This window comes from Allobosea sp. OK403 (assembly GCF_900113835.1).
Lineage (GTDB): Bacteria > Pseudomonadota > Alphaproteobacteria > Rhizobiales > Beijerinckiaceae > Allobosea.
Genome location: NZ_FOQV01000001.1, coordinates 402,607 through 423,337, shown reverse-complemented (window position 1 = coordinate 423,337; position 20,731 = coordinate 402,607). Strand labels below are relative to the sequence as shown.

The 20,731-nt window shown below is 66.1% G+C and carries 17 protein-coding genes and 1 riboswitch; of the genes, 4 read left to right on the top strand and 13 right to left on the bottom strand.

Going from position 1 to position 20,731, the window contains the following annotated elements:
* Positions 1-91: 91 nt before the first annotated feature.
* Positions 92-2,446: a xanthine dehydrogenase family protein molybdopterin-binding subunit gene (locus BMZ97_RS01870; protein WP_210188198.1), complete on the top strand. Its 2,355-nt coding sequence runs from the start codon at positions 92-94 to the stop codon at positions 2,444-2,446.
* Positions 2,447-2,646: 200 nt separating this feature from the next.
* Here BMZ97_RS01870 and BMZ97_RS01865 read toward each other — a convergent pair whose 3' ends face one another.
* The 9 genes from BMZ97_RS01865 to BMZ97_RS01825 all read right to left on the bottom strand — a co-directional run bounded on the left by BMZ97_RS01865 (position 2,647) and on the right by BMZ97_RS01825 (position 12,643).
* Positions 2,647-3,414 (bottom strand): SDR family oxidoreductase, encoded by a 768-nt coding sequence (locus BMZ97_RS01865; RefSeq protein WP_092164909.1) that lies wholly within the window; start codon positions 3,412-3,414, stop codon positions 2,647-2,649.
* A gap of 11 nt (positions 3,415-3,425) precedes the next feature.
* Positions 3,426-4,409, bottom strand: a complete 984-nt coding sequence (locus tag BMZ97_RS01860) for an ABC transporter substrate-binding protein (protein ID WP_092164907.1) — start codon at positions 4,407-4,409, stop codon at positions 3,426-3,428.
* A gap of 3 nt (positions 4,410-4,412) precedes the next feature.
* A complete protein-coding gene (locus BMZ97_RS01855) occupies positions 4,413-5,174 on the bottom strand; it encodes an ABC transporter permease (protein WP_092164905.1) in 762 nt (253 codons plus the stop codon).
* A complete protein-coding gene (locus BMZ97_RS01850) occupies positions 5,171-5,935 on the bottom strand; it encodes an ABC transporter ATP-binding protein (protein WP_092166488.1) in 765 nt (254 codons plus the stop codon). The genes BMZ97_RS01855 and BMZ97_RS01850 overlap by 4 nt, the downstream gene beginning before the upstream one ends.
* Positions 5,925-7,373: an acyl-CoA reductase gene (locus tag BMZ97_RS01845; RefSeq protein ID WP_092166489.1), complete on the bottom strand. Its 1,449-nt coding sequence runs from the start codon at positions 7,371-7,373 to the stop codon at positions 5,925-5,927. The genes BMZ97_RS01850 and BMZ97_RS01845 overlap by 11 nt, the downstream gene beginning before the upstream one ends.
* Before the next feature lie 4 nt (positions 7,374-7,377).
* The gene (locus tag BMZ97_RS01840) at positions 7,378-8,481 is read right to left on the bottom strand and encodes a LuxE/PaaK family acyltransferase (RefSeq protein ID WP_092164903.1); all 1,104 of its coding nucleotides are present in this window, start codon (positions 8,479-8,481) and stop codon (positions 7,378-7,380) included.
* Between the two features lie 96 nt (positions 8,482-8,577).
* Positions 8,578-8,704, bottom strand: a riboswitch (TPP riboswitch).
* A gap of 71 nt (positions 8,705-8,775) precedes the next feature.
* Positions 8,776-9,693, bottom strand: coding sequence for a DMT family transporter (locus tag BMZ97_RS01835; RefSeq protein ID WP_092164901.1), 918 nt, complete (start codon positions 9,691-9,693; stop codon positions 8,776-8,778).
* The gene (locus tag BMZ97_RS01830) at positions 9,681-10,688 is read right to left on the bottom strand and encodes an aspartate/ornithine carbamoyltransferase family protein (protein WP_092164899.1); all 1,008 of its coding nucleotides are present in this window, start codon (positions 10,686-10,688) and stop codon (positions 9,681-9,683) included. The genes BMZ97_RS01835 and BMZ97_RS01830 overlap by 13 nt, the downstream gene beginning before the upstream one ends.
* 38 nt (positions 10,689-10,726) lie before the next feature.
* Positions 10,727-12,643, bottom strand: coding sequence for a putative bifunctional diguanylate cyclase/phosphodiesterase (locus BMZ97_RS01825; protein ID WP_175525393.1), 1,917 nt, complete (start codon positions 12,641-12,643; stop codon positions 10,727-10,729).
* A 509-nt stretch (positions 12,644-13,152) separates the two neighbouring features.
* On the opposite strand from BMZ97_RS01825, the gene BMZ97_RS01820 reads away from it, so the two are divergent.
* On the top strand, positions 13,153-13,917 hold the full coding sequence (locus tag BMZ97_RS01820) for a LamB/YcsF family protein (protein ID WP_092164895.1): 765 nt from the start codon (positions 13,153-13,155) through the stop codon (positions 13,915-13,917).
* 3 nt (positions 13,918-13,920) lie between these two features.
* Here BMZ97_RS01820 and BMZ97_RS01815 read toward each other — a convergent pair whose 3' ends face one another.
* From BMZ97_RS01815 to BMZ97_RS01800, 4 genes are all read right to left on the bottom strand, one after another.
* A complete protein-coding gene (locus tag BMZ97_RS01815) occupies positions 13,921-14,931 on the bottom strand; it encodes a 5-oxoprolinase subunit C family protein (RefSeq protein ID WP_175525392.1) in 1,011 nt (336 codons plus the stop codon).
* On the bottom strand, positions 14,928-15,662 hold the full coding sequence (gene pxpB, locus BMZ97_RS01810) for a 5-oxoprolinase subunit PxpB (RefSeq protein ID WP_092164891.1): 735 nt from the start codon (positions 15,660-15,662) through the stop codon (positions 14,928-14,930). The genes BMZ97_RS01815 and pxpB overlap by 4 nt, the downstream gene beginning before the upstream one ends.
* Positions 15,663-15,831: 169 nt before the next feature.
* Positions 15,832-17,130, bottom strand: coding sequence for a hydantoinase/carbamoylase family amidase (locus BMZ97_RS01805; protein ID WP_092164889.1), 1,299 nt, complete (start codon positions 17,128-17,130; stop codon positions 15,832-15,834).
* A complete protein-coding gene (locus BMZ97_RS01800) occupies positions 17,127-17,861 on the bottom strand; it encodes a GntR family transcriptional regulator (RefSeq protein ID WP_092164887.1) in 735 nt (244 codons plus the stop codon). Before BMZ97_RS01800 ends, BMZ97_RS01805 begins: the two co-directional genes overlap by 4 nt.
* Positions 17,862-17,977: 116 nt before the next feature.
* On the opposite strand from BMZ97_RS01800, the gene BMZ97_RS01795 reads away from it, so the two are divergent.
* Together BMZ97_RS01795 and BMZ97_RS01790 are read left to right on the top strand one after the other, a co-directional pair.
* Positions 17,978-19,156 (top strand): M24 family metallopeptidase, encoded by a 1,179-nt coding sequence (locus BMZ97_RS01795; RefSeq protein ID WP_092164885.1) that lies wholly within the window; start codon positions 17,978-17,980, stop codon positions 19,154-19,156.
* A gap of 11 nt (positions 19,157-19,167) precedes the next feature.
* Positions 19,168-20,724 carry an ABC transporter substrate-binding protein gene (locus BMZ97_RS01790; RefSeq protein ID WP_092164883.1) on the top strand — a complete coding sequence of 519 codons (1,557 nt, stop codon included), beginning with the start codon at positions 19,168-19,170 and terminating at the stop codon, positions 20,722-20,724.
* Positions 20,725-20,731 lie beyond the last annotated feature (7 nt).

The window sequence follows — 20,731 nt, the reverse complement described above, 5'->3', positions numbered from 1 at the left end:
GTCAGCCACCCGGATGGCAAAGCGGTTGCATCAGAGGTGCTGCGATGGTGGCGACTAGCCCGCGCGAGCATAGAGGCGAGAGCGAAGCGATATGAATGACGGCCTGATTGCCTCGGACGCCATGCGCACGATCTCCGCGCCCGATGACCTGCGTTCGTTGCGGCGGCGCGAGGATCAGCGCTTTCTCACCGGCGCGGGCCGTTATCTCGACGACCAACCCGTCCCGGGCGAACTCTTCGCCGCCATGGTGCGCTCGCCGCATGCCCATGCCCGCATCCTCTCGATCGATACAGCGGCAGCCGCCGAGATGCCGGGCGTGCGTGGCATCTACACCGCCGACGATCTCGACGGGCTTCATCCCCTGCCCTGCTACATCGTGGTCAAGACCGTCGATCCGCTGATCGTGCCGCCACGCTTTCCGCTGGCGCGCGAGCGGGTGCGCCATGTCGGCGACCTCGTCGCCTTCGTCGTCGCCGAGAGCCGCGAGGCGGCGCGCGACGCCTGCGAGCAGGTCATCGTCGATTACGACATCCTGCCATCAGTGACGGAACTGCGCGGTGCGCTGGCCCCGGAGGCCGCGCAGATCTGGCCGGAAGCCCCGGGCAACCTCGCCTTCCGCTTCGAACGCGGCGACCGGGAGGCCGTCGCGAAGGCCTTTGCGCGCGCCGCCCATGTCGCCTCCTGCGACCTCGTCAATAATCGCATCGTGGCCGCTGCCATGGAGCCGCGCATCGCGCTCGGCCGCTTCGATCCGGCGAGCGAGGTCTACAGCCTGGCGATCAGCGGCGCCTCCGTGCACGCCATCCGCCGCGAGCTGGCTGAGGGCGTCTTCGGCCTGCCCCTCGACAGGATCGAAGTCTCCTGCCCCGATGTCGGCGGCGGCTTCGGCATGAAGAACGTCACCTATCCCGAATATGCCCTGGTGCTGTGGGCGGCGCGCAGGCTTGCGCGGCCGGTGCACTGGACGGCCGACCGCCTCGACGAATTCACCAGCGGCGTGCATGGCCGCGACAACCTCACCAAGGCGCGGCTCGCGCTCGACGCCAAGGGCCGTTTCCTGGCGCTGGCGGTCGAGACCCTCGGCAATCTCGGCGCCTATGTCTCCTCGCTCGGCCCGGGAAGTTCGACGAATTCACCATCGACCGCGATGGGCGGGCTCTACGACATCCCGGCCATGACGATGGATGTACGCGGCGTCTTCACCAACACGGCGCCGATCGACGCCTATCGCGGGGCCGGCAAGCCGGAGGCCAACTATCTGCTGGAGCGCCTGATCGATACGGCGGCACATCAGCTCGCGATCGATCCGGCGGAACTGCGCCGGCGCAACTTCATCCGACGCTTTCCCCATCGCAGCGCCTTCGGCAGCGTGATCGATTGCGGCACGTTCGCAGAAAATCTCGACCGGGTTCTGGCGGCAGCCGACCGGGCCGGCTTCGCCAAGCGCAAGCGCGAGGCGAAGAAGCGCGGCAAGCTGCGCGGCTTCGGCATCGGCTGCTTTCTGGAGACGTCGCGCGGCCAGCCCAATGAAGAGGCCTGGCTGAGCGTGCGGCGCGACGGTGCGATCGACATGGCGGTCGGCACGCAATCCAACGGCCAGGGCCATGAGACCAGCTTCGCGCAGGTCGCAGCGCAGCGGCTGGGATTGCCCGTCGAGACCTTCCGGCTGGTGCAGGGCGACACCGCCCTGGTGCCGCGCGGCGGCGGCCATGGCGGGGCGCGCTCCCTGCATATGGGCGGGACGGCATTGCTCATGGCGGCAGACGATCTGATCGCCAGGGCGCTCCCCGTCGCGGCGCAATTGCTGCAGGTCGGGGCGGGCGAGCTGGCCTTCGGCGATGGCCGCTTTCGCACCGTTGCAGGGGCCGACGGCCTGGCGAAGGAGGTCGATCTCTTCACGGTTGCCCGGCATGTCGCGGAGAACACCGGCACGGCCCTAAGCAGCCATGGCGACAATATCTGCGACGTCATCACCTTTCCCAACGGCGCGCAGGTCGCCGAGGTCGAGATCGATCCGCAAACGGGAGCCGTATCGCTGGAGCGCTATGTCGCCGTCGACGACTACGGCCAGCTGGTCAATCCGCTGCTGACGGAAGCCCAAGTCCATGGCGGGCTGGCGCAAGGCATCGGGCAGGCGCTGCTCGAGGAAGCGGTCTACGATCCCGATTCCGGCCAGCTGCTCAGCGCGACCTTCATGGACTACGCGATGCCGCGCGCCGACGACATTCCGTTCTTCGATTTGGAAATGGTCGAGGTGCCGACGAAAGCCAATCCTCTGGGCGCGAAAGGCTCGGGCCAGGCCGGCTGCATCGGCGCGCCGCAAACGGTGATGAACGCTGTCCTCGACGCGCTGCGCCCGCTTGGCGTGACGCATCTCGACATGCCCGCAACCCCTGCCCGCGTCTGGCGGGCGATCAAGGATGCGCAGGCGGCCCGAAAGCCTTAGAAACGGCCCCCTGCGATAGAACCACGCCGTCATTCCGGGGCAGGCCGCAGGCTTGAGCCCGGAACCCAGAACCGATACGGCTCTTCGCCAGGCTTTGATATCAGAGGCTTCTTTGGAACCCGCATCGGTTCTGGGTTCCAGGCTCGCCGCTTCGCGGCGCCCCGGAATGACGGCGTGTTACAGAGCCAAGACGATATACGCTAAGCCATCACCAGCCCGCCATCGACATGGAGCGTCTGCCCGGTGACGAAGCCGCTCCAGTCCGAGGCGAGGAAGAGCACGGGGCCGGTGATGTCCTCGGGCGTCGCGATCCGGCGCAGCGGCGTCTGGGTGATGAGAGCGTCCCTCACCTCCTCCTTGGTCGCGCGGCTGGCATCGGTCGGATAGACCAGCCCCGGCGCGACGCAATTGACCCGGATCCCCAGGGGACCGAGCTCGGCGGCAAGGGTCCGGCTGAAGCCGATCAGGGCCGATTTCGCCGTGGTGTAGTCGTGATAGGGAATGCTTGGACGCGCGACGAGATCGCTCGTCATGTTGACGATGCTGCCCCTCAGCCGCTGCTTCATCAAGGGCAGCACGGCGTGGCAGATGTTGTAGGTCGCTTTCAGCGCGCCATCGAATTGCGTCTGATAGGCCGACCACGGCGTGTCCCAGAAGCGCGTCCGGTCGTCGGGATCGAAGACATAGGGCGCAAAAGCGTTGTTGACGACTGCGTCGACCTTGCCGACCTCATCGGCGATACGGGCCATCATCGCCTCGACCTGCGCTTCCGAAGTCACATCGGCTGCGATCGCCAGGGCCTGCCCGCCCAGCGCCCGGCAGGCTTCGACGACCTGCAGCGCCGCCGCCTCATTGCTGAGATAGTTGACGATGACTAGCCCGCCCTCGGCGGCGAAGGCTTTTGCCAGCGCCGCCCCGATGCCCCGGCTCGCGCCCGTGACGATGATGCTCCTGTCGCGGAAATTCATGGCGTGCCGTCCTATGGGATCAGGTCGGATTTGACGACCTGCCCGATATCGATCGGCCTGGCGATCAGGCCGAGCTGCCTGAAGGTATCGGCTCCCTTCTGCATCGGCTCGGGGTCGAAATGGCCCAGCCCCTTGCTGTCGGTGGTCGGGGAGACGGTGGAGAGGTTGCGCAGCTTGATGATCTCCAGGTTGAGCGCCTCGTCGCGGCCGTTGATGGCGCGGGTGACGGCGATCTTCGCAGCCTCCTCGGGCTTGGCGATCATCCAGGCGGCGCTGTCGCGATAAGCGGCGAGAAAGCGCTTCAGCAGCGGCTTCTTCGCCTCATAGGTCGCCTGCGTCACCACGAAGATGTCACTGGGCAGGTTGAGATGGTCCTTGACCTCGATGACGTCGACCTCGGGCAGGCCCTTCATCCGGCCGACCAGCAGGCCCGTATCGGTCGCGGCGGTGGCGTCGACCTGCCCCTGGATCAGCGGCGCGAAGTTCAGCAGCCCCGTGACCTCGATGGTGACGTCGTTCTCGGTCAGGCCGACCTGCTGCAGCAGCACCTGCAGGTTCTGGCGCGTGCCGCTCGACAGGCTGTAGACGCCGATGCGCTTGCCCTTGAGGTCCGCCGGTCCCTTGATGCCGGCGCTCTTGGGCGCGACCACGTTGAAGACGTTCTGCGGATAGATGTTGTAGATCGCCACCAGCTTCTCGCCCTTGTCGAGGGCGAGATAGAGCGAGGCCGGATCGGTGAAGGCGATGTCGGCCTTGCCGGTCAGCATGGTCTGGATGGCGGAGCCGCCGCCCGTACCCGGCACGTAATCCAGCGCGATCCCCTTCGCCTTGAAGAAACCCTTGTCGGGTTCGGCGAGCAGGTTGGTGATCTCGCTGATCGGCTGGCTCCAGCCGGCGACGGTGACCGTGTCCAGGGTTTGCGCCCGGCTGGCACTGCCCAACATGGCCGAGAAGGCCAGCGCCAGGGCTATGCAGCGACGTGAGGGGCTGAACATGGACTATCCTTTCAGATGATGGCGAAGCAGCAGGCTCTCGAGCCAGGTCGCAGCCTGGTAGAACAACATGCCCATGAGCGTGATCACGATGAAGAGCGCGAACATCAGGCCTGAATCCATCACGCTCTGGGCGGCGATGATGGAAGCGCCGAGCCCTGCCCTGCCCCCGATGAACTCACCGACGACAGCGCCAACCAGCGCCAGCACGACCGCGACGCGGACGCCCGCCATGATCACCGGCAAGGCGCTCGGCAGTTTCAGGCGCAGCAAGGTCTGGAGACGCGTGGCGCCCAGCATGCGGAACAGTTCGCGGCGCGCCGGATCGACCTGGGCCAGGCCGGTCACGGTGTTCTCCATCAGCGGGAAGAAGCAGATCAGGGCGGTGATCACGACCGTCGAGGTCATGCCGAAGCCGAACCAGATGATGAAGAGCGGGCCGAGCGCGAGCTTGGGCACAACCTGGCTGGCAACGATATAGGGATGCAGCAGGCGGCGCAGGAACCCGACCTCCGCCAGCACGATCCCGGCCGCGAGCCCGACCGCGCAGCCCAAAGTGAGGCCAAGCGCCATCTCGGTCGCCGTGATCCGCAGATGCGGCAGCAGGCGCCCGCTGGCGATCTCGCTCCACAGCGTCGCCAGCACGACTGAGGGCGGCGGCACGATCAGCGCCGGCACGCCGGCCAGGCGGCAATAGAGCTCCCACCCGCCGAGCAGGACCAGCAGCAGCAAAGCCGAAGAGAGGCGCGCGATCATGGTGGCGGTCATGGCGCCAGATCCATCGCCTGTCGCAACTCGCGGCAGAGCGCGTTGAAGGCCTGGCCGTAGCGCAATTCGCGTTGGCGCGGCCGGGGCAGGTCCACGGCAATCTGATGGTGCAAACGCCCCGCCGCCATCACCGCGACGCGATCGGCCAGATAGACGGCCTCGGTGATGTCATGGGTCACGAACAGCACTGTCGTTTCGTGCAGGGCGCAGAGCCTCAGGAGGTCGTCCTGCAATTCCTCGCGGGTCAGCGCGTCGAGCGCGGCGAACGGCTCGTCGAGCAGCAGCACGGCTGGCTGGGTGACGAGCGCGCGCGCGACCGCGACGCGGCTCTGCTGCCCGCCCGACAATTCGCTGGGATGGCGCTGCGCATAACCGTCCAGCGAAACCAGTTTCAGCAGATCGAGCGCAGCCTCGCGGTCCGCCGCACGGGGGCGACGCTTCAGCGAGATCGGCAAGAGCACGTTGTCGAGCACGCTCGCCCAGTCCAGCAAGGTCGGGGCCTGGAAGACGAAGCCGATCTGCGACCCCGGCTCGCGCAAGGCGGCGCCATCGATCCTGACGATCCCCTCATCGGGCAGGAGCAGACCGGCGGCGAGCTTCAGCAGGGTCGTCTTGCCGCAGCCGCTGCGCCCAACCAGGCAATGGATCGCGCCGCGCGGGATCGTCCAGTCGACATGATCGACGATCGCGGGCCAGACGCCATAGCCGTAGCTCGCCCGGTCGATGGCGACGAAGCCTTCGCTGTGCGGCTCAATCGACATAAGGCGCGAACCCGTCCGCGGCAGCTTCCGCCGCATGCTCGATTTCGGTCATGGTGACGAGGTCGAGCAGATTGAAGCGCCCGTCATTATGCCAGCCGGCCTCGGGTGCAGTCATCGCGCCGAGCGCGCAAATGCGCGTCACGCCGACCTGCCCGAGCAGACCGGCGAGCCGGAACAGCTCCTCGGGCTCCGCCGCGATCCCGGCGCTTTGGAGAAAGGACCGGAAGGGGGCGATCAGGCCGACGACATCGTCGAGCTTGTCGACGGCGACGATGGAGAGCGTCCGATTCAGGCCACTGGGAGCCAGCGCCTGCGCGTCCTCGACATGGACGATGCTCCAGTTGTCGGAAGCGTCGCCCAGGAGGTCGCGATTGCCGTTAAAGGCGCGAAGCTCCTGCGCGCTGCGCCAGGAGGCGACGCCGGCAGCCTCCTCGATCGAGAGCGCGCGGCGCGGATGCTTGCGGGCGAAGCTCGCCAGTTCATGGGCGACATAGGCGGAGAATTCGCGCGGCGAGACGCGCCCGCCGCGCTCGACGAAAAGCATCTGCGGGGAATAGCAGCCCTGCTGATCGTAGCGCATCACGTCATAGGCGGCCTGACGGGCGAGCCCACCCGCCTTGCGCGTATCCAGCGCTGTGCGCGCGACCATGCCGAAGCCGATCTTGTGGCCATGCGGCAGATAGCGGGCGGTGACGGGCGCGCGATCCCGGATCGCCTTCAGCGCATCATTGCCGCCATAGGCGACAATGGCATCGGCCCGCGCCAGCCAGACGCGCTCGCCGGCCTCGTCGCCGCCCTTCCACCACACCACGGCGAGGCATTCGCCCAGGCGCGGGTCGATCTCGGCGAGGATGCGGGCGAACCAGCCTGCCAGCAGAGGCTCGGCGGTGGCGACCTTGCCGATGCTCCCGGCCTTGACCAGCAGGCCCGATATCAGGCTCCAGAGCGGCAGGCCCGGAACATTGCCGGCCCAGACATGCAGCACGAGGTCCGGCCCGAACGCCTTGGCGAAGCCGCCCTTCGGCCTGGGCTGGAAATCGTCGAGGATCTGCGGATCAGCGAAATCCTCGGCCAGGAAGCGTTTGAGCTGCGGCTGCCGGAAGGTCTTCAGATAACCGGTCAGGCCGAGCCGGATCATCTCGGGATCATAGCCCGTCACGATCGGCAGCAGTCTTTCGGCCTTTTGCCGCCAGGGATCGTTGCGATCGAGCAAGCGCGCGATCGCCTGGTCGATGATCGCGGTGATCTCGGCGATGCGCAGGGTCTTGAGATAGGCGCGGGCATTGTCGCGCACGCGCCGCGCCAGCGCTGTGGCTTGCGCTTCGCTCAGCACGGGCACGCGGACCTCCGCCGCCTCGCCCCAAGCGCTGAAGTGAAGCGTCTTCCACTCCACCTCGCCGGCCGACAGGCCGGGCAGATGCCCCGCGAACTCGGTCATCACCTCAGCCACGAGCCGCTTTCAGGAATTCCTCGACCGCCACGGAGCAGCCCTTGGAATCGGCGCCATCGACGCGGCCCAACAGGCGGAAGCCGCCGGGGACGACGACGCCGGCATCCTCGGTCAGGATCGCCGAGACCGAATTGAAATGGGCGAGATCGTGATGGACCAGGACGCCTGTCTCGCCTGCGGGCAGATCCTGCCCCGTCAGCGGGTTCACCACCCTGCTGCGGATCCAGTGCGGGCCCGACTTCACCGGCGGGCAGGTCTCATTGCCCCAATCGTAGAACTGGGTGCTGAGCTCGGTCATGCCGTACATGTTGATGCAGCGATCCCGGGGCACGCCGAGCGCAGCCGACAGAGCGTCGTAGAACTCGTCCGCCGCCAATTCGCGCGACTGCCCCTTGAAGCCTCCAGTGTCGAGGATGCGGCTGCCCGGCGGCAGCGCAAAGCGCCGGCCCTGCCGCTGCAGTTCGTCGAGCAGATGCACGAAGCTGTAGCTGGCGCCCAGCAGCGCATAAGGCTCCTCGCCAGCCTCGGCGCGCTCCAGCGTCGCGAGCAGGCGCGCGGTGGCGAGGCCCGCCCCGTCGATGAAGCCTTCGCTGTCGGGCGTCCCGCATTCGCGCCGCGCCAGAGCGAGGTAATGCGCCAGCGAGGAATTCGGCATCGCCTGCTCGTCGGGGAACAGAATACCCATGCGAATCCGGTCCAGCCCCTGCATCCTGTTCCGCCCCTGCATGAAGCGCTGCCGGAAGTTCAGGATCATCGAGCGGTCATAGACGGCCAGCGTCGGGTGATAGCTGCGTCCCCGCTGCCCGCCGCGGGTCGTGCCGCTCGTCATGAAGACGTGCTCGATCCCCTCCGTGGGGCGGCAGCTCAGCGTCAGATCCTTGAATGCGTCGATCGGAACGGCGGGAATGTCGCGCCAGCTCCGGACGGAAAGCGGCGTCCTGCCTCTCGCCGCGGCGAAGCGGCGATAGGGCTGATTGTTCTCGAACTGATAGGCGAAGATGCGCTGCGCCAGCCGGTCGAAATCCTCGTCCGTCACTTCTTCCCTGTCGAAGAACTCCAGCAGGGCCGCAATGATCTGCGCTTCCGTCACGTCCATGCACACCTTCCGAGACATCAAGGCGCAATCCGGCACGTTTCCGGTCCGCGACCCGCTGTCCGGCCAATGGCGCGAGCATGGAAAAGGGGCGGCTTGCCACCCAATGTCCCGCATCCCTACGCCGGTATGAGCCGGATCAGGTTCGGAGGGTCACCGCGTTGCTCGAAACGGGTTCGAGCCGGCGGAATCTCAGCCTCCTAGCGAGGCCCCCCTGGGAACGGCCGCACCATGACGGCGGCAGCGCGGCCATGTCAAGAATGTGACATGGCGGCAGCTCACTATCGCGGCCTGACCTTAGCTCGTCTGGCTTTGAACGCGCGGCTGCGGCAGGCTGGTGATGATCGCTCCCGCCACGACGAGCAATCCGGGCAGGACGATGCTCTCGCTCAGCATCTCCTTGAAGACGACATAGCCGATGAGCGTCAGGAACGGCACGCGCAGCGTGTCGGCGGCGCAGAGCTGCAGCGCGGAGCCATGACGCGACGCATTCGCGAGCGCCGTCTGCGTGACGAAACCGGCAAGCATCAGCACAGCAACCGCCAGCGAAACGCCGAGCACGTCCTCGATATGGAGGTCGCGGGACTGGGCGGCCCCCCCCGCATCGAGGCCGATGAAGAGGGCGCACAGATAGACCGGAAGCTGCACGGCATGCATGACGAACACGATCAGGACAACGCTCTTGCTCTCGGCCAGCCGGACCAGCATCAAATTTGTGACCGTCAGCAGAGCGACTGCACCGACCGGGATCAGCAGGCGCGGATCATGCCACACGCCCTGCGAGAACAGCAGATAGGCGCTTCCAACGGCGATGAGCGACAATCCCAGGCAGGCGACGGGCCCCGGGATCAAGCCCGCGACGACGAGGCCCAGCAGCGCCGCGAAGAGCGGTCCCGAGAACTCGATCGTCGCGATGAATCCCAGGGGAAGATTGGCCAGGCTCCAGATCAGCGCCAAGGACCCGATCAGATGAATCAGGCTGCGCTGGATATGATAGCCGAACTGCATGCCAGCCAGTTGGTGCAGGGCCGGCTTGCTTCTGAAAACGAAGAATCCGGCGAGGATGAGCGAGCCGGCGGAGCGGATCGCCGCGATCTCGACGATGCGGAAGGAATGCGACAGATAGCGAATGGCTATCGCCACGGCGATATAGGCCAGGAAATAGGCCAGCATCCAAACCGAGAATGCCAGGAAACGGCGCTTCAACCAGTCCATGGAATACCCAGAAGCATTCGCTCCAGGATGGCCATCCTCACCGGCAAGGACAATTTGACCTGTCGAAAATAGCCCGCATTCGGCAACGCGTCGCATGACACGTCCAGCTCGGAGAAACGCGGGAGGGGGTTCAGGATCAGGGTGTCGGATTTCGCATCGAGAATCTTCTTGGCGGTCAGCGTGAAGGGTTCGGTCTCGGTTTCCTTGTCGACGGCTTCGCTCCCCAGAGACGCGTGCGCGAAGCGGCTCATATCCTGCATCTGAATGATCAGGACGTCATGGTCCAGAGTGTCCCTGACGTCATGAACGAAGGAGACCTTGCAGCCCAGGCTCGCCAGCAGAGCAATGGCTTCGCGCATCGGCGGATTGATCGGCACGCCCGGCAGGGAGCAAAGCGTGAAGCGCCGGGGCGGCGAGAGGCGCAGCATTTTCACGAAGGACAGGGCAAAGCGTGCACGCGTATCGCTCGACAAGGCAATCGACAGGTCTTTGACGTCCCCGCGCAATTTGTGGATGGCGAAGAGATCGATCAAAGCCTGGGTCGGGTGCTCGTCAGCACCGTTGCCGGCATTAATGACCGGCAGATAGCTCAACCGCCCAACCTGATATGGCAGGCTCTCGGTATGCGAGCGCACCACGATCAGGTCGCTATAGGCCTCGACGGTGCGGATATGATCGTCGAGCGTTTCGCCCGTCGCGCTGCCCATCCGGCTGCGATCGGTATCGTAAACGTCGAGCGATTGGTGACCCAGGCGCAAGGCCGCGGCCTGAAAGCCCAGCCGCGTCCGTGTGCTGCGCTGGTCGAACAGGGTCGCGATCACCTTTGGCCGCCGCCTTATGAGATGAAGCCGGCCCGGCTGGTCGCCGGGCGTATCCTCTTCATTCTCTTCCGCCAAGAGGCGCTCGGCGCGCGCGAGGATATCATCGAGATCGTCGCGCGATACGGAATCGGCGCCAAGCAGGTCCTTGCCGCTCGGATAGTTCGGCCTCTGCATGGCGCGCTCCCGTTCCGGCTCTATTACCGCGGGGACGCTCAAGCAACTTCTGGCCGCTTCCTCACGGCAACCGCAGCAGGCGCCGTGAGGTTTCCGACAAGGCTCATCCTGTCGGAGGCCACGCGATCCTTGATGATGGCGAGCAAAGCCTCGTCGGACATCGGTTTCGCGAGGATGAATCCCTGTATCCCATGCAAGCTGAAACGGCGCATCACGGCAAGCTGCGCCGCCGTTTCGATGCCCTCGACGATGATCGACAGCCCAAGCTTATGAGCCAGGTCCGTGATCGCGGTCATCAGCGCGTTCACCTTGACCGACGAATCGATCTCGTGGCTGAAGGTCTTGTCGATCTTGATGATGTCGATCGGCAGTTTGGCCAGATAGCTCAGGGACGAGTATCCGGTCCCGAAATCGTCGAGCGCGATCCTGACGCCCATGGCTCGCAGCTTTTTCAAGCTCTCGATGATGTGCGGCGCGTCCTCGATGAGCGTCGATTCGGTGATCTCGAGCGTCAGGCGGCGCGGCGGCAGGCCCGACTTGCGCAGGATGGCGGCGACGATCGCGACGAGGTCGTGATCGCTCTCGAACTGCCGCGCGGAGACGTTGACGCTGACGCCGACATTGCGCGGCCAGGCCAGGGCGGTGCGCACTGCGGTTTCGATCGCCCATGTCCCCAGCACCTTGATCAAGCCGGTGCGCTCGGCCACGGGAACGAAGGCCGCGGGGCTGACCACCCCGCGCCGCGGATGATCCCAGCGCAGCAGCGCCTCGACCAGCGTGACGCTGCCGGAGCGAGGGTTGTAGATCGGCTGGTAGACGAGCTGGAATTGCCCGGCGCGGATCGCGTCCCGTAGATCGACCTCGAAGGCCAGGTGCTCATCGTGCTCGACGCTCAGCTGCGGCGTATAGACGACCAAATGGTTCCGGCCATCCGATTTGGCCTTGTAGAGTGCGATGTCGGCACGCTTGAGGGCTTGTTCGACAGCCAGGCCAGCCTCGGCAACGACGATGCCGACGCTGACGGTCGCGGCGATGCTGCGTCCCTTGATCCGCCTCTGGGAGCCGATCCGCGTCAGGATACGGCGCGCAAGCTCGACTGCCCCAGTGCTCCCGCGCGACGTGACGATCATGAACTCGTCGCCGCCCATCCGCGCCGCGATATCGCCAGAGCCAAGGCAAGACGCCAGGGTTTCGCTGATCGAGAGCAGCAATGCGTCCCCGACATCATGCCCATAGGTGTCGTTGATGCTTTTGAAGTCATCGACATCGACGGACAAGAGCGCGGTATCTTGTTTGCGTGCCAGCTGGTTCTCGATCTTGAGCAGAATCGAGCGCCGGTTGTCCAGATTCGTCAGCGTGTCGCGATTGGCCAGGATCTCGAGCTCCTCCATCGTGCGATGGCGCGACACGAACATCTCGTGAATGATCTGCGTGCTGGAGAAGGTCAGAATCGTCGTCAGCGCGACCGTCAGCGCTATCATGACATAGGCCGGCTCCAAGGTCGCGGCCAATGCGACGGTGAAAGGGGCGCCGGAGATCAGGACCTGGATCTTCGTGATCAAGGGGCGCGAGGTGTTGCGCCCCGATATCCCCGCCAGATAGCCGATCGATTGCGCGATCGCCAGAACGGCGACCGGCTGGCTCGGATAGCGCCACAGGGCGTAGCAGCTGAATCCGGCGATGAGCGTGGCCGTTCCCCAGGCTCCGATCATCGCAAGCCGCTCGAAGCGGGCCGCATCGAAGGGTGCGCCGGCTACGGCTTGAGCCCGCTCATATAGCCTGTGGGACGCAAACCGGAACAATCCGAGGCAAGCCATCAGGATGGCCAGGCCATAGAACACGAGATCATGGCCAGCGAGCAGGCCCGCTCCCAGCATGACGATGGTAACCGTGATCGAACCGACAAGAATAGGCCCGGGCGTGGCGTAGAGCGCCGCGACCAGCTGGGCATTCATCGTATCCTGATCTTCGGGGAGCCGTGCTGCCTCAGCAACATTATTTGTGCTTCTGGACATAGGATACACTCGGCTCAGAGCCAGTTTCGACCCAGCTCACATAATTTTGGCTCCTGTCGAAGCCTCCTGGAGAGCATCTGCCTTCAAGGTTGAATAAATCCTAAGATTCCCGGCCTTAATTCGCGGGGCGTGGGTGCTAGAGCGGGGTTACGCTGTCCGGGAGGCGCCCGATGCCGGAACGACCTCTTGGTCTCGCCCCAACAGAGCCAATGCTTTCGCTTGGGCGGGATGGACGGCGCGCGCGAATCCGAGATGCTCGCGCAGCGTCCGGCCGCTCCAGGCCAGCCGCCCTGCGGCTCGCGCATTGGCCCTGCGGTCCCAAGAGCCGGATCCGATCAGGTCGGATCCGGCTCTGATTATGTGATAGAGAGCGCGTTATCCGATCAGGTTGCAGCACAACATGATCGCCGCGTGCTCTAAGGCTCGGTCTCAGCGCTTCAGGATCTCGGATGAACATCGATCTCAACGCGGATGTCGGCGAAAGCTTCGGTCCCTGGACCATGGGGGACGACGCGGCGATGTTCGACATCGTCACCACGGCCAATGTCGCATGCGGTTTTCATGCCGGCGACCCCGAGATCATGCGAAAGACCGCCGAGCTCGCGCGCGACAAGCATGTCGCGATCGGCGCCCATCCCGGCTTTGCCGATCTGATCGGCTTCGGCCGACGCCGCCTACCGGGCCTGACCGAGCGGGAGGTCGAGAACCTTGTCGCCTATCAGGTCGGCGCGTTCAAAGCGGTAGCAGTGCTGACCGACTATCCGATGACCCATGTGAAGACGCATGGCGCGCTCGGCAACATCTGCAACGACGACGATGCGCTGGCGCTCGCCGTCGCACGCGGCATCAAGGCGGCCGACCCCGACGCGCTCTTTCTGGTGATGCCGGGGATGGCGACGGAACGGGCGGCCGAAAAGCTCGGCCTGGCCTATTTCCGGGAGATCTATGCCGACCGGACCTATGATGACAGCTTCAACCTGACGGATCGCGCCAAGCCCGGTGCGGTGATCCATGATCCCGAAGAGGCGTGCCGGCATGTCATGCGCATGCTCGATGCCGGCGCGGTCGTGTCGGTGACCGGCAAGACGCTCAGGGTCGGCATCGATTCGATCTGCGTGCATGGCGATAATCCCCATGCCGTCGCCCTCGCCCGCACACTGCGCGACAAGCTCGAAGCGGCGGGTGTGACGGTGGCGCGCCACACCGCATCCTGACCCTCAAACGCCACGTGCTTCCGTCGCGCTGGTGACCCCGCCGATCAGGTTGAGCGCGAGCAGCCTTTCGCTCGTCAGCGGTGCGGCCAGCGGGACGAGCGCGGAGGCAAGGCCCTCGATCATGGCCTGAAGCCCGCGCGCCGCCTCGATTGCCTGCTCGAAGGTCACAATCTCGAAACACACAGGCTCTCCCGGCGGGATCTGCGCGAAGCCGCCGATATCGGCGCTGATGATGGTCGCGATCTTGGGGTAGCCGCCGGTGGTCTGGCGGTCGCGCAGCAGCACGATCGGCCGGCCGTCGCCCGGCACCTGGATCGAGCCATCGACGATGCCGTCCGAGACGATGTTGTAGCCGCCGCGATGCGGCAGCGTCGGCCCGTCCAGGCGCACGCCCATCCGGTCGGCCTGTCCGCTGAGGCGGTAGCCGCCCCCGGTCAGAATCGCCAAGGCCTCGTCGCTGAAATGATCGTCCTGCGGGCCGGGCAAGATGCGGATCGGCCCCGTCTCGCCGCGGGGACGCTCGGGCAGGCAGAGCAGCCCCGCGTCGCGCCCGCCCGACGTGGCCGGAATACGGGCGCCGACCGTGAGCGGTTCGCCGCCGATACCGGAGCGGCGATGCATCGAATGGCTGCCCATGTCCGGCGCGGTCGCGATGCCACCCTCTACGCCGAGATAGGCATAGGCCGCACCTGGCGCGGGGCGCGCCACGACTGTGCCGCCGTCAGTGACGCGCACCGCGGTGAAGGGAGCGACCTGGCGACCATCGACCTCAAGCGTGCAAGCCGGACCGGCAAGCGCGATCGTGATGTCGCCCTCGGCCGTCAAACGGACACCGCCCGGGCCGAGCTCCAGCGCCGCGGCGCCGGCCTCGGCTGCCACGAGCAGGTTCGCCGCCGCCAGATGGAAGCGATCCATCGCGCCCGCAGGCGAGACACCGAAACGCTGATAGCCGAAGCGGCCGCGATCCTGGATCGAGGTCGCGGGTCCGCAGGCCTTGACGATGAGCGCACTCATGGCGCCTCGCAACGGGCGACGGGGGCCCCGGAGGCCGCCAGCGCATCGAGCCCGGCCCATTCATCCGGGGCAATGCGCTCGAAACGAATCTCATCGCCCGGCGCATAGGTGAAGACCGGGTCGCGCCCCGGCATGAAGCCGCGCGCCGGCGTTCGGCCGATCATATGCCAGCCGCTCGGCCCCTCGACGGTGGAAATGGCGCCCTGCGCCCCACCGATGGAGACCGACTGCGCCGGCGTCTTCATGCGCGGTTCGAGCCGGCGCGGAGTGGCGAGCACCGGGTCGAGCCCGCTGAGATAGGCAAAGCCCGGCATGAAGCCGATCATCGCGACGACATAGGTCGCGGCCGCATGGCGCGTGACCAGCGCCTCCCCGCTGATGCCGTGGCGCGCCGCCAGATCGTCGAGGTCCATGCCGAAATCGCCGCCATAGACAACCGGCACGCGCCAGCGCCGCACCTTGCCGCCTGCCGCGACCGGCTTCTCGCTGAGAGCGAGAATGCGCTCCGACAAGGACCGGACATCAGTGCGGAGAGGGTCGAGATGGATCAGGAGAGAGCGGTAGGTCGGCACGGTCTCGAGCAGGCCGGCCTGCGGCTCGGCAGCGAGCGCCGCATCGAGCGCCAGCACGCGCGCATTGACGGCGGGATCGATCGCATCCCCGAATTCGACCGAGATGGCGGCGTCGCCGCAACGCAACAGGCGGGGATGGGGCAAGGTCTCGATCGTCATCCGTCTCTCGCAAAGCCTAGAGCATTTCCGCGTTTCTCCGAATCGCGGGAATGCTCTACCTCCTTGTTTTATCGCATTTTCTTCGCGCGAACCGGCGTCCACTTCGCTCGAAAATGCTCTAGCGGCCAAACCACGCCACGCGACGCCCGGCTGAGAGCCTCGGCAATTGTCATGCACTGATGCTGCCCGGTTCAAGGCAAAACCGCATCAGGATGCGCGCAGCGACCGCGAGATCCTGAATCGCCATTGATTCACGCGGATTGTGGCTGCCATGCGCGTTGCGGATGAAGATCATCGCGGTCGGCACGCCGTGATTGGCGAAGATCGCCGCGTCATGGCCGGCTCCGCAGGCCATTTGCGGAAAGGCGAGCCCCTCCGCCTCGGCCATTCCTGTCAGGCGCATGGCGAGGCGCTCATCCATCAAGGCGGGCTCGGTGCCTGAAAGCGGCCCAAGATCGATCGAGACGCCGCGGCGCCGGGCGATCTGCGCCGCGATGTCGCGCATGAGATCGGGCGCGCGCGCCAGCAAGGCGGGCGAGCGGCTGCGCAGGTCGATCGAAAGGTCCACGCGCCCGGCGACCTTGCTGAAGGCGTGTTCCGCCGGGTCGGTTGCAAGCTGTCCGACGGTGATCGTGAGGTCTTCGCCCTCGGCTTCCAGATCGCACCAGAGCTCATCGAGCCGGAGCGTGAGTTCGGCCGCGGCCAAAGCGGCGTCGCGCCGCAACGCGCGCGGCGTGGCGCCGGAATGGGCATATTCACCCCGGCAGATGACATGGCGAAACCGCGCCGAGCCCCGGATGCCGGTGACGATCGCGGCCGGCGCGCCCTGCGCCAGCAGGACAGGTCCCTGCTCGATATGCGGCTCGATGAAGGCCCCTATCTCCGCAGGGGCGAGGACGCCCTGTCCCGCGCGCAAAGCGTCGAGATCCGCACCGGCCTCCAGCATGTGGTCCGCCAGGCTGCGGTTGTCGTCGCTGCGCTTGACCTGATCAAGTTCAGCCGCCGCGAGCGCCCCGAACGCGGCACGGCTGCCTATATAGGAGGCATTGAACCAGGCGCTTTCCTCAGCCCGGATTACGGTCAGAACAATGTCGCGCGGCGGCACGGTCCCTGCCCGGACGATCCCGGCGAGGACAGCAAGGCTGGCGAGGACGCCGGCGGCGCCGTCGAAATTGCCGCCATTCGGCACGGAGTCGAGGTGCGAGCCGATCATGATCGCAGGCTCGCGGGTCCGGCCCCGCAAGGTCGCATAGAGGTTGAGCGCCGGATCGCGCCGCAGCGTCAGCCCAAGACGCGCAGCCTCGCGCGCGATGATGTCATGGGCGATCGCCTCGCCGGGACCATAGGAGGCGCGCGTGATCCCCTCAGTGCCGCCAGTCCTCGCGCTCAGCTCATCGAACAGCCGCTCCGCCAACGCGATATCGGGCTCAGCCGGCAGCGATGACGACTCCGATTGAAACGCCGTCACAGGCGCGCCAGCCGCGCGACGATGCTGGCGCGCACGGCATCAAGATGGTCGCGCATCGCTTGCGCCGCCTTCTCACCGTCGCTCTCGGCGAGTGCTTGGACGATCGCGAGATGTTCGCGGCAGGTATCGGTGAAGCGTTCAGGCAGGCTGCGCAGGTCGAACATCAATGTCTGCCGGCGCAGATTGCGCACGATCGCGGCGAGCCGGGAATTGCCGGCCGCATCGGCTATGGCGCTGTGCAGCATGTCGTCAGCGCCCCGGACTTCGGTGCGATCGGGCGTTTCGCCCGCCTGCGAATGGGCCAGCAGCGCCTCGAAACGCGCTCGCAGCGTCACCAGCAGCTCCGGCGCGACCCGGCCGGCGGCGATGCGTGCGGCTTCCGGCTCGAGCAGGCGACGCACGCCGAGATTCTCGGCGAACTCCTCGATGCGCATGGTCGCGACCTGCACGCCACGCGCGCCCAGGCGGACGATCAGACCCTCGCTCTCCAGGATCAGCAGCGCATCGCGCAGCGGCGTGCGCGACATGGCGAGCTGCTCGGCCAGCCTGCGCTCGGTAAAGAAGGCGCCGGGCTTGGCCTCCCCCGACATGATCATGTCGAGCACGGCCTCATAGGCCTGGGCGGCCAGACTCTTCTCCGGCTCGGCGAAGGCGCCGGCGGATGCCTGTGCCTTGGCGGTTTTGCGGGAGCGGCTGGCGGTCGAGGCCGCTTTCTGTGCAGATGTGTCCAAGCTCTGTGCATTCCAGTGGTTGACGATTGGTATACCACCTCGTAGCGTGACTGCAAGCAAGCTTCGTCGGTGACCTCTGACTATCTTGCCCTGACGATCTTGCGGCGGAGACGGATATGGCTTTTACCGGCGCCCCCACCTTGCCTTTTTCGCGTGAGGAACACCTCGAACGCCAGGGCCGCCTGCGGCAGACGCTGAAGGCGCGCGGCTTCGACGCCATGCTCGTCTTCGCCCAGGAGAGCCATTACTGGCTGACCGGCTACGACACCGGCGGCTCGGTCTTCTTCCAGTGCTCGGTGGTGACGGCCGATGAGCGCCCCATCGTCTTGCTGACGCGCCGCCCCGACCTGCTCCAGGCGCGCCAGACCTCGACGATGGAGGACATCCGGATCTGGTGGGACGCCGAGGACGCCAATCCGGCGCGCGATCTCAAGGGCATCCTCGAAGAGCTCGGGCTCAAGGGCGCCAACATCGCCGTCGAGCTCAACACGCATGGCCTGACCGGCTGGAATCTCTGGCGGCTGCAGAAGACGCTCGACGGCTTCTGCAGGCTCGACAATGACGACCACCTGATCCGCAAATTGCGCCTGGTGAAGTCGCCCGCCGAAATCGACTACATGCGCCAGGCCGGCAAGCTGCTCGATAAATCGCTCGAAGTGGTGATCGAAACCGCCAGGCCCGGCGTGATGGATTCCTCGCTGACGGCGGCCTATCTCAAGGTCGTGCTGGAGGGTGGCGGCGACATGCCGCCCAATGCGCCCCTGTTCAATTCGGGCCAGCGCGCGGTCTATGGCCGTGGCGTCTCCATGCCGCGCCGGCTGGAGGCGGTCGACCAGATCATCGTCGAATACCCGGTCGCCTATCGCCGCTATTGCTGCAAGACCGAGTGGACGATCCTGATGGGCCGCGCCAGCGACCAGCAGAAGCACATGTACGAGACGGCGCGGACCACGATGGACCGGATGACCGAGATCGCGCGGCCCGGCACCACCCTGGGCGAGATCTTCGACGTCCATGCCGACGGCCTCGACAAGGGCGGCTTCGCGGCGCACCGTTTCGGCGCGACCGGCTACTCGGTCGGCTGCACCTGGGCGCCGACCAGCATGGACGTGCCGCCGATGATCTATTCCGGCAACCCGACCATCTGCCAGCCCGGCATGACGCTGTTCTACCACGTCATGATCGGCGACAGCGACACCGGCTACGCCATGGGCGTCGGCCATACGCTGCTCGTCACCGAGGGCGCGCCTGAGATCCTGACCGGCCTGCCCGACGCTCTCACCGAAGTCCTCTGAGGGGAAGACCCATGACGCAGCTTCCGATCACACGCCGCAGCGCTCTCGCGGGCCTCGCCGCGACGACCGCTCTGCCCGATCTTTCCTTCGCGCAAGGCGCGCCCAAGAGCGTCGGTACGCCCAAGAGCGGCGGCACGCTGAAGATCAGCCATCCGACCCGCGTCGCCTCGCTGAACGTGCTGCAAATCTCCGGCCCGGCCGAGTATCTCGCAGTCGACATGCTCTATTCCGGCCTGACCCGGATGGGCCCCGACATGCGAGCGCAGCCCGATCTCGCGCTCGAATGGAGCGCTGACGCCGATGCCAAGAGCTTCGTCTTCAAGCTCAGGCCCAACGTCAGCTTCCATGACGGCAAGCCCTTCACCGCCGAGGACGTCGTCGCCACGATCAAGACGATCCAGGACCCCAAGAGCGCCTCGCCTGCCCGCACGGTGCTGAGCATGATCGGCGATGTCGCGGCGGTCGATCCGCTGACGGTGAAGTTCACGCTCACCTCGTCTTATGCTGACCTGCCGATCTCGCTCGCCCATGCCAATGCGCGCATTGTCTCGGCCGAGACGCTGAAAGGCCCGCTGACCGCGCTCGACACCAAGGCCAACGGCACCGGCCCATTCAAGCAGGAGAGCTTCGACAGCGCCCGCTTGCTGAAGCTGGTCAAGAACCCGGCCTATCATCAGCCCGGCAAACCCTATCTCGACGCGGTCGAGATGCATCTCTTCCCCGATCTCGCCGCCGAGACCCAGAACTACCTGTCGGGTGCCGTCGACGCGATGCTCGAGGTTCAGCAGGCCGACTTCAAGCGCATCTCGACGGCGCCGGGCAGCGTCGGCGTGCGCACGCCGTCAGGGCGCTTCGTCAATGTCGTGATGCGGCAGGACCAGAAGCCCTTCGACGATGTCCGCGTGCGCCGAGCGATGGCGATGGCGGTCGACCGGCCGACGCTGGTCGACATCATCCTGGAAGGCTATGGCCGCCCTGCCGGCGACAATGTGATCTCGCCCGGCTATCGCTATCTGCTCGAGACCACGGCGCCGAAATACGACCCGGCCGCAGCAAAGAAGCTGCTCGCGGAAGCCGGCTATCCCAATGGGCTCAAGATCCCGCTGATCTGCTCGAACCGCCCGGCCATCCGCTCGCAGGTCGGCATCGCGATCAAGGAGATGGCCAAGCCCGCCGGCTTCGACATCGACGTGCAGACCATGCCGCACGACACCTATCTCGCCAATGTCTGGATGAAGGGGCAGTTCTATATCGGCTATTGGGGCATGCAATCGACCGAGGACCAGGCCTTTACCCTGCTGTTCACGACTGACGCCGCCTTCGCCGACACAGCCTGGAACAGCAAGGAATTCGACGCGCTCGTCGCCAAGGGCCGCGCCACGATCGACGACGCCGAGCGGCGCAAGATCTATGCGGAGGCCCAGGCGCTGATGGTACGCGACGTGCCCAGCGTCATCCCCTTCTTCCAGGATGTGCTGACGGCCAACCGTTCGTATGTGAAGAACTGGGTCGGCCACCCGCTCGCGCGCTATTTCTTCGTCGAGAACGTCTGGCTCGACAAGGCGTGATGCGACC

Bases quoted from the DNA above. Each gene is read 5' to 3' on its own strand.
- BMZ97_RS01840 (WP_092164903.1), bottom strand. From the start codon at position 8,481: ATGGACGTGACGGAAGCGCAGATCATTGCGGCCCTGCTGGAGTTCTTC.
- BMZ97_RS01815 (WP_175525392.1), bottom strand. From the start codon at position 14,931: ATGAGTGCGCTCATCGTCAAGGCCTGCGGACCCGCGACCTCGATCCAG.
- BMZ97_RS01845 (WP_092166489.1), bottom strand. From the start codon at position 7,373: ATGACCGAGTTCGCGGGGCATCTGCCCGGCCTGTCGGCCGGCGAGGTG.
- BMZ97_RS01860 (WP_092164907.1), bottom strand. From the start codon at position 4,409: ATGTTCAGCCCCTCACGTCGCTGCATAGCCCTGGCGCTGGCCTTCTCG.
- BMZ97_RS01870 (WP_210188198.1), top strand. From the start codon at position 92: ATGAATGACGGCCTGATTGCCTCGGACGCCATGCGCACGATCTCCGCG.
- BMZ97_RS01790 (WP_092164883.1), top strand. From the start codon at position 19,168: ATGACGCAGCTTCCGATCACACGCCGCAGCGCTCTCGCGGGCCTCGCC.
- BMZ97_RS01835 (WP_092164901.1), bottom strand. From the start codon at position 9,693: ATGGACTGGTTGAAGCGCCGTTTCCTGGCATTCTCGGTTTGGATGCTG.
- pxpB (WP_092164891.1), bottom strand. From the start codon at position 15,662: ATGACGATCGAGACCTTGCCCCATCCCCGCCTGTTGCGTTGCGGCGAC.
- BMZ97_RS01820 (WP_092164895.1), top strand. From the start codon at position 13,153: ATGAACATCGATCTCAACGCGGATGTCGGCGAAAGCTTCGGTCCCTGG.
- BMZ97_RS01865 (WP_092164909.1), bottom strand. From the start codon at position 3,414: ATGAATTTCCGCGACAGGAGCATCATCGTCACGGGCGCGAGCCGGGGC.
- BMZ97_RS01855 (WP_092164905.1), bottom strand. From the start codon at position 5,174: ATGACCGCCACCATGATCGCGCGCCTCTCTTCGGCTTTGCTGCTGCTG.
- BMZ97_RS01795 (WP_092164885.1), top strand. From the start codon at position 17,978: ATGGCTTTTACCGGCGCCCCCACCTTGCCTTTTTCGCGTGAGGAACAC.
- BMZ97_RS01825 (WP_175525393.1), bottom strand. From the start codon at position 12,643: ATGAATGCCCAGCTGGTCGCGGCGCTCTACGCCACGCCCGGGCCTATT.
- BMZ97_RS01850 (WP_092166488.1), bottom strand. From the start codon at position 5,935: ATGTCGATTGAGCCGCACAGCGAAGGCTTCGTCGCCATCGACCGGGCG.
- BMZ97_RS01830 (WP_092164899.1), bottom strand. From the start codon at position 10,688: ATGCAGAGGCCGAACTATCCGAGCGGCAAGGACCTGCTTGGCGCCGAT.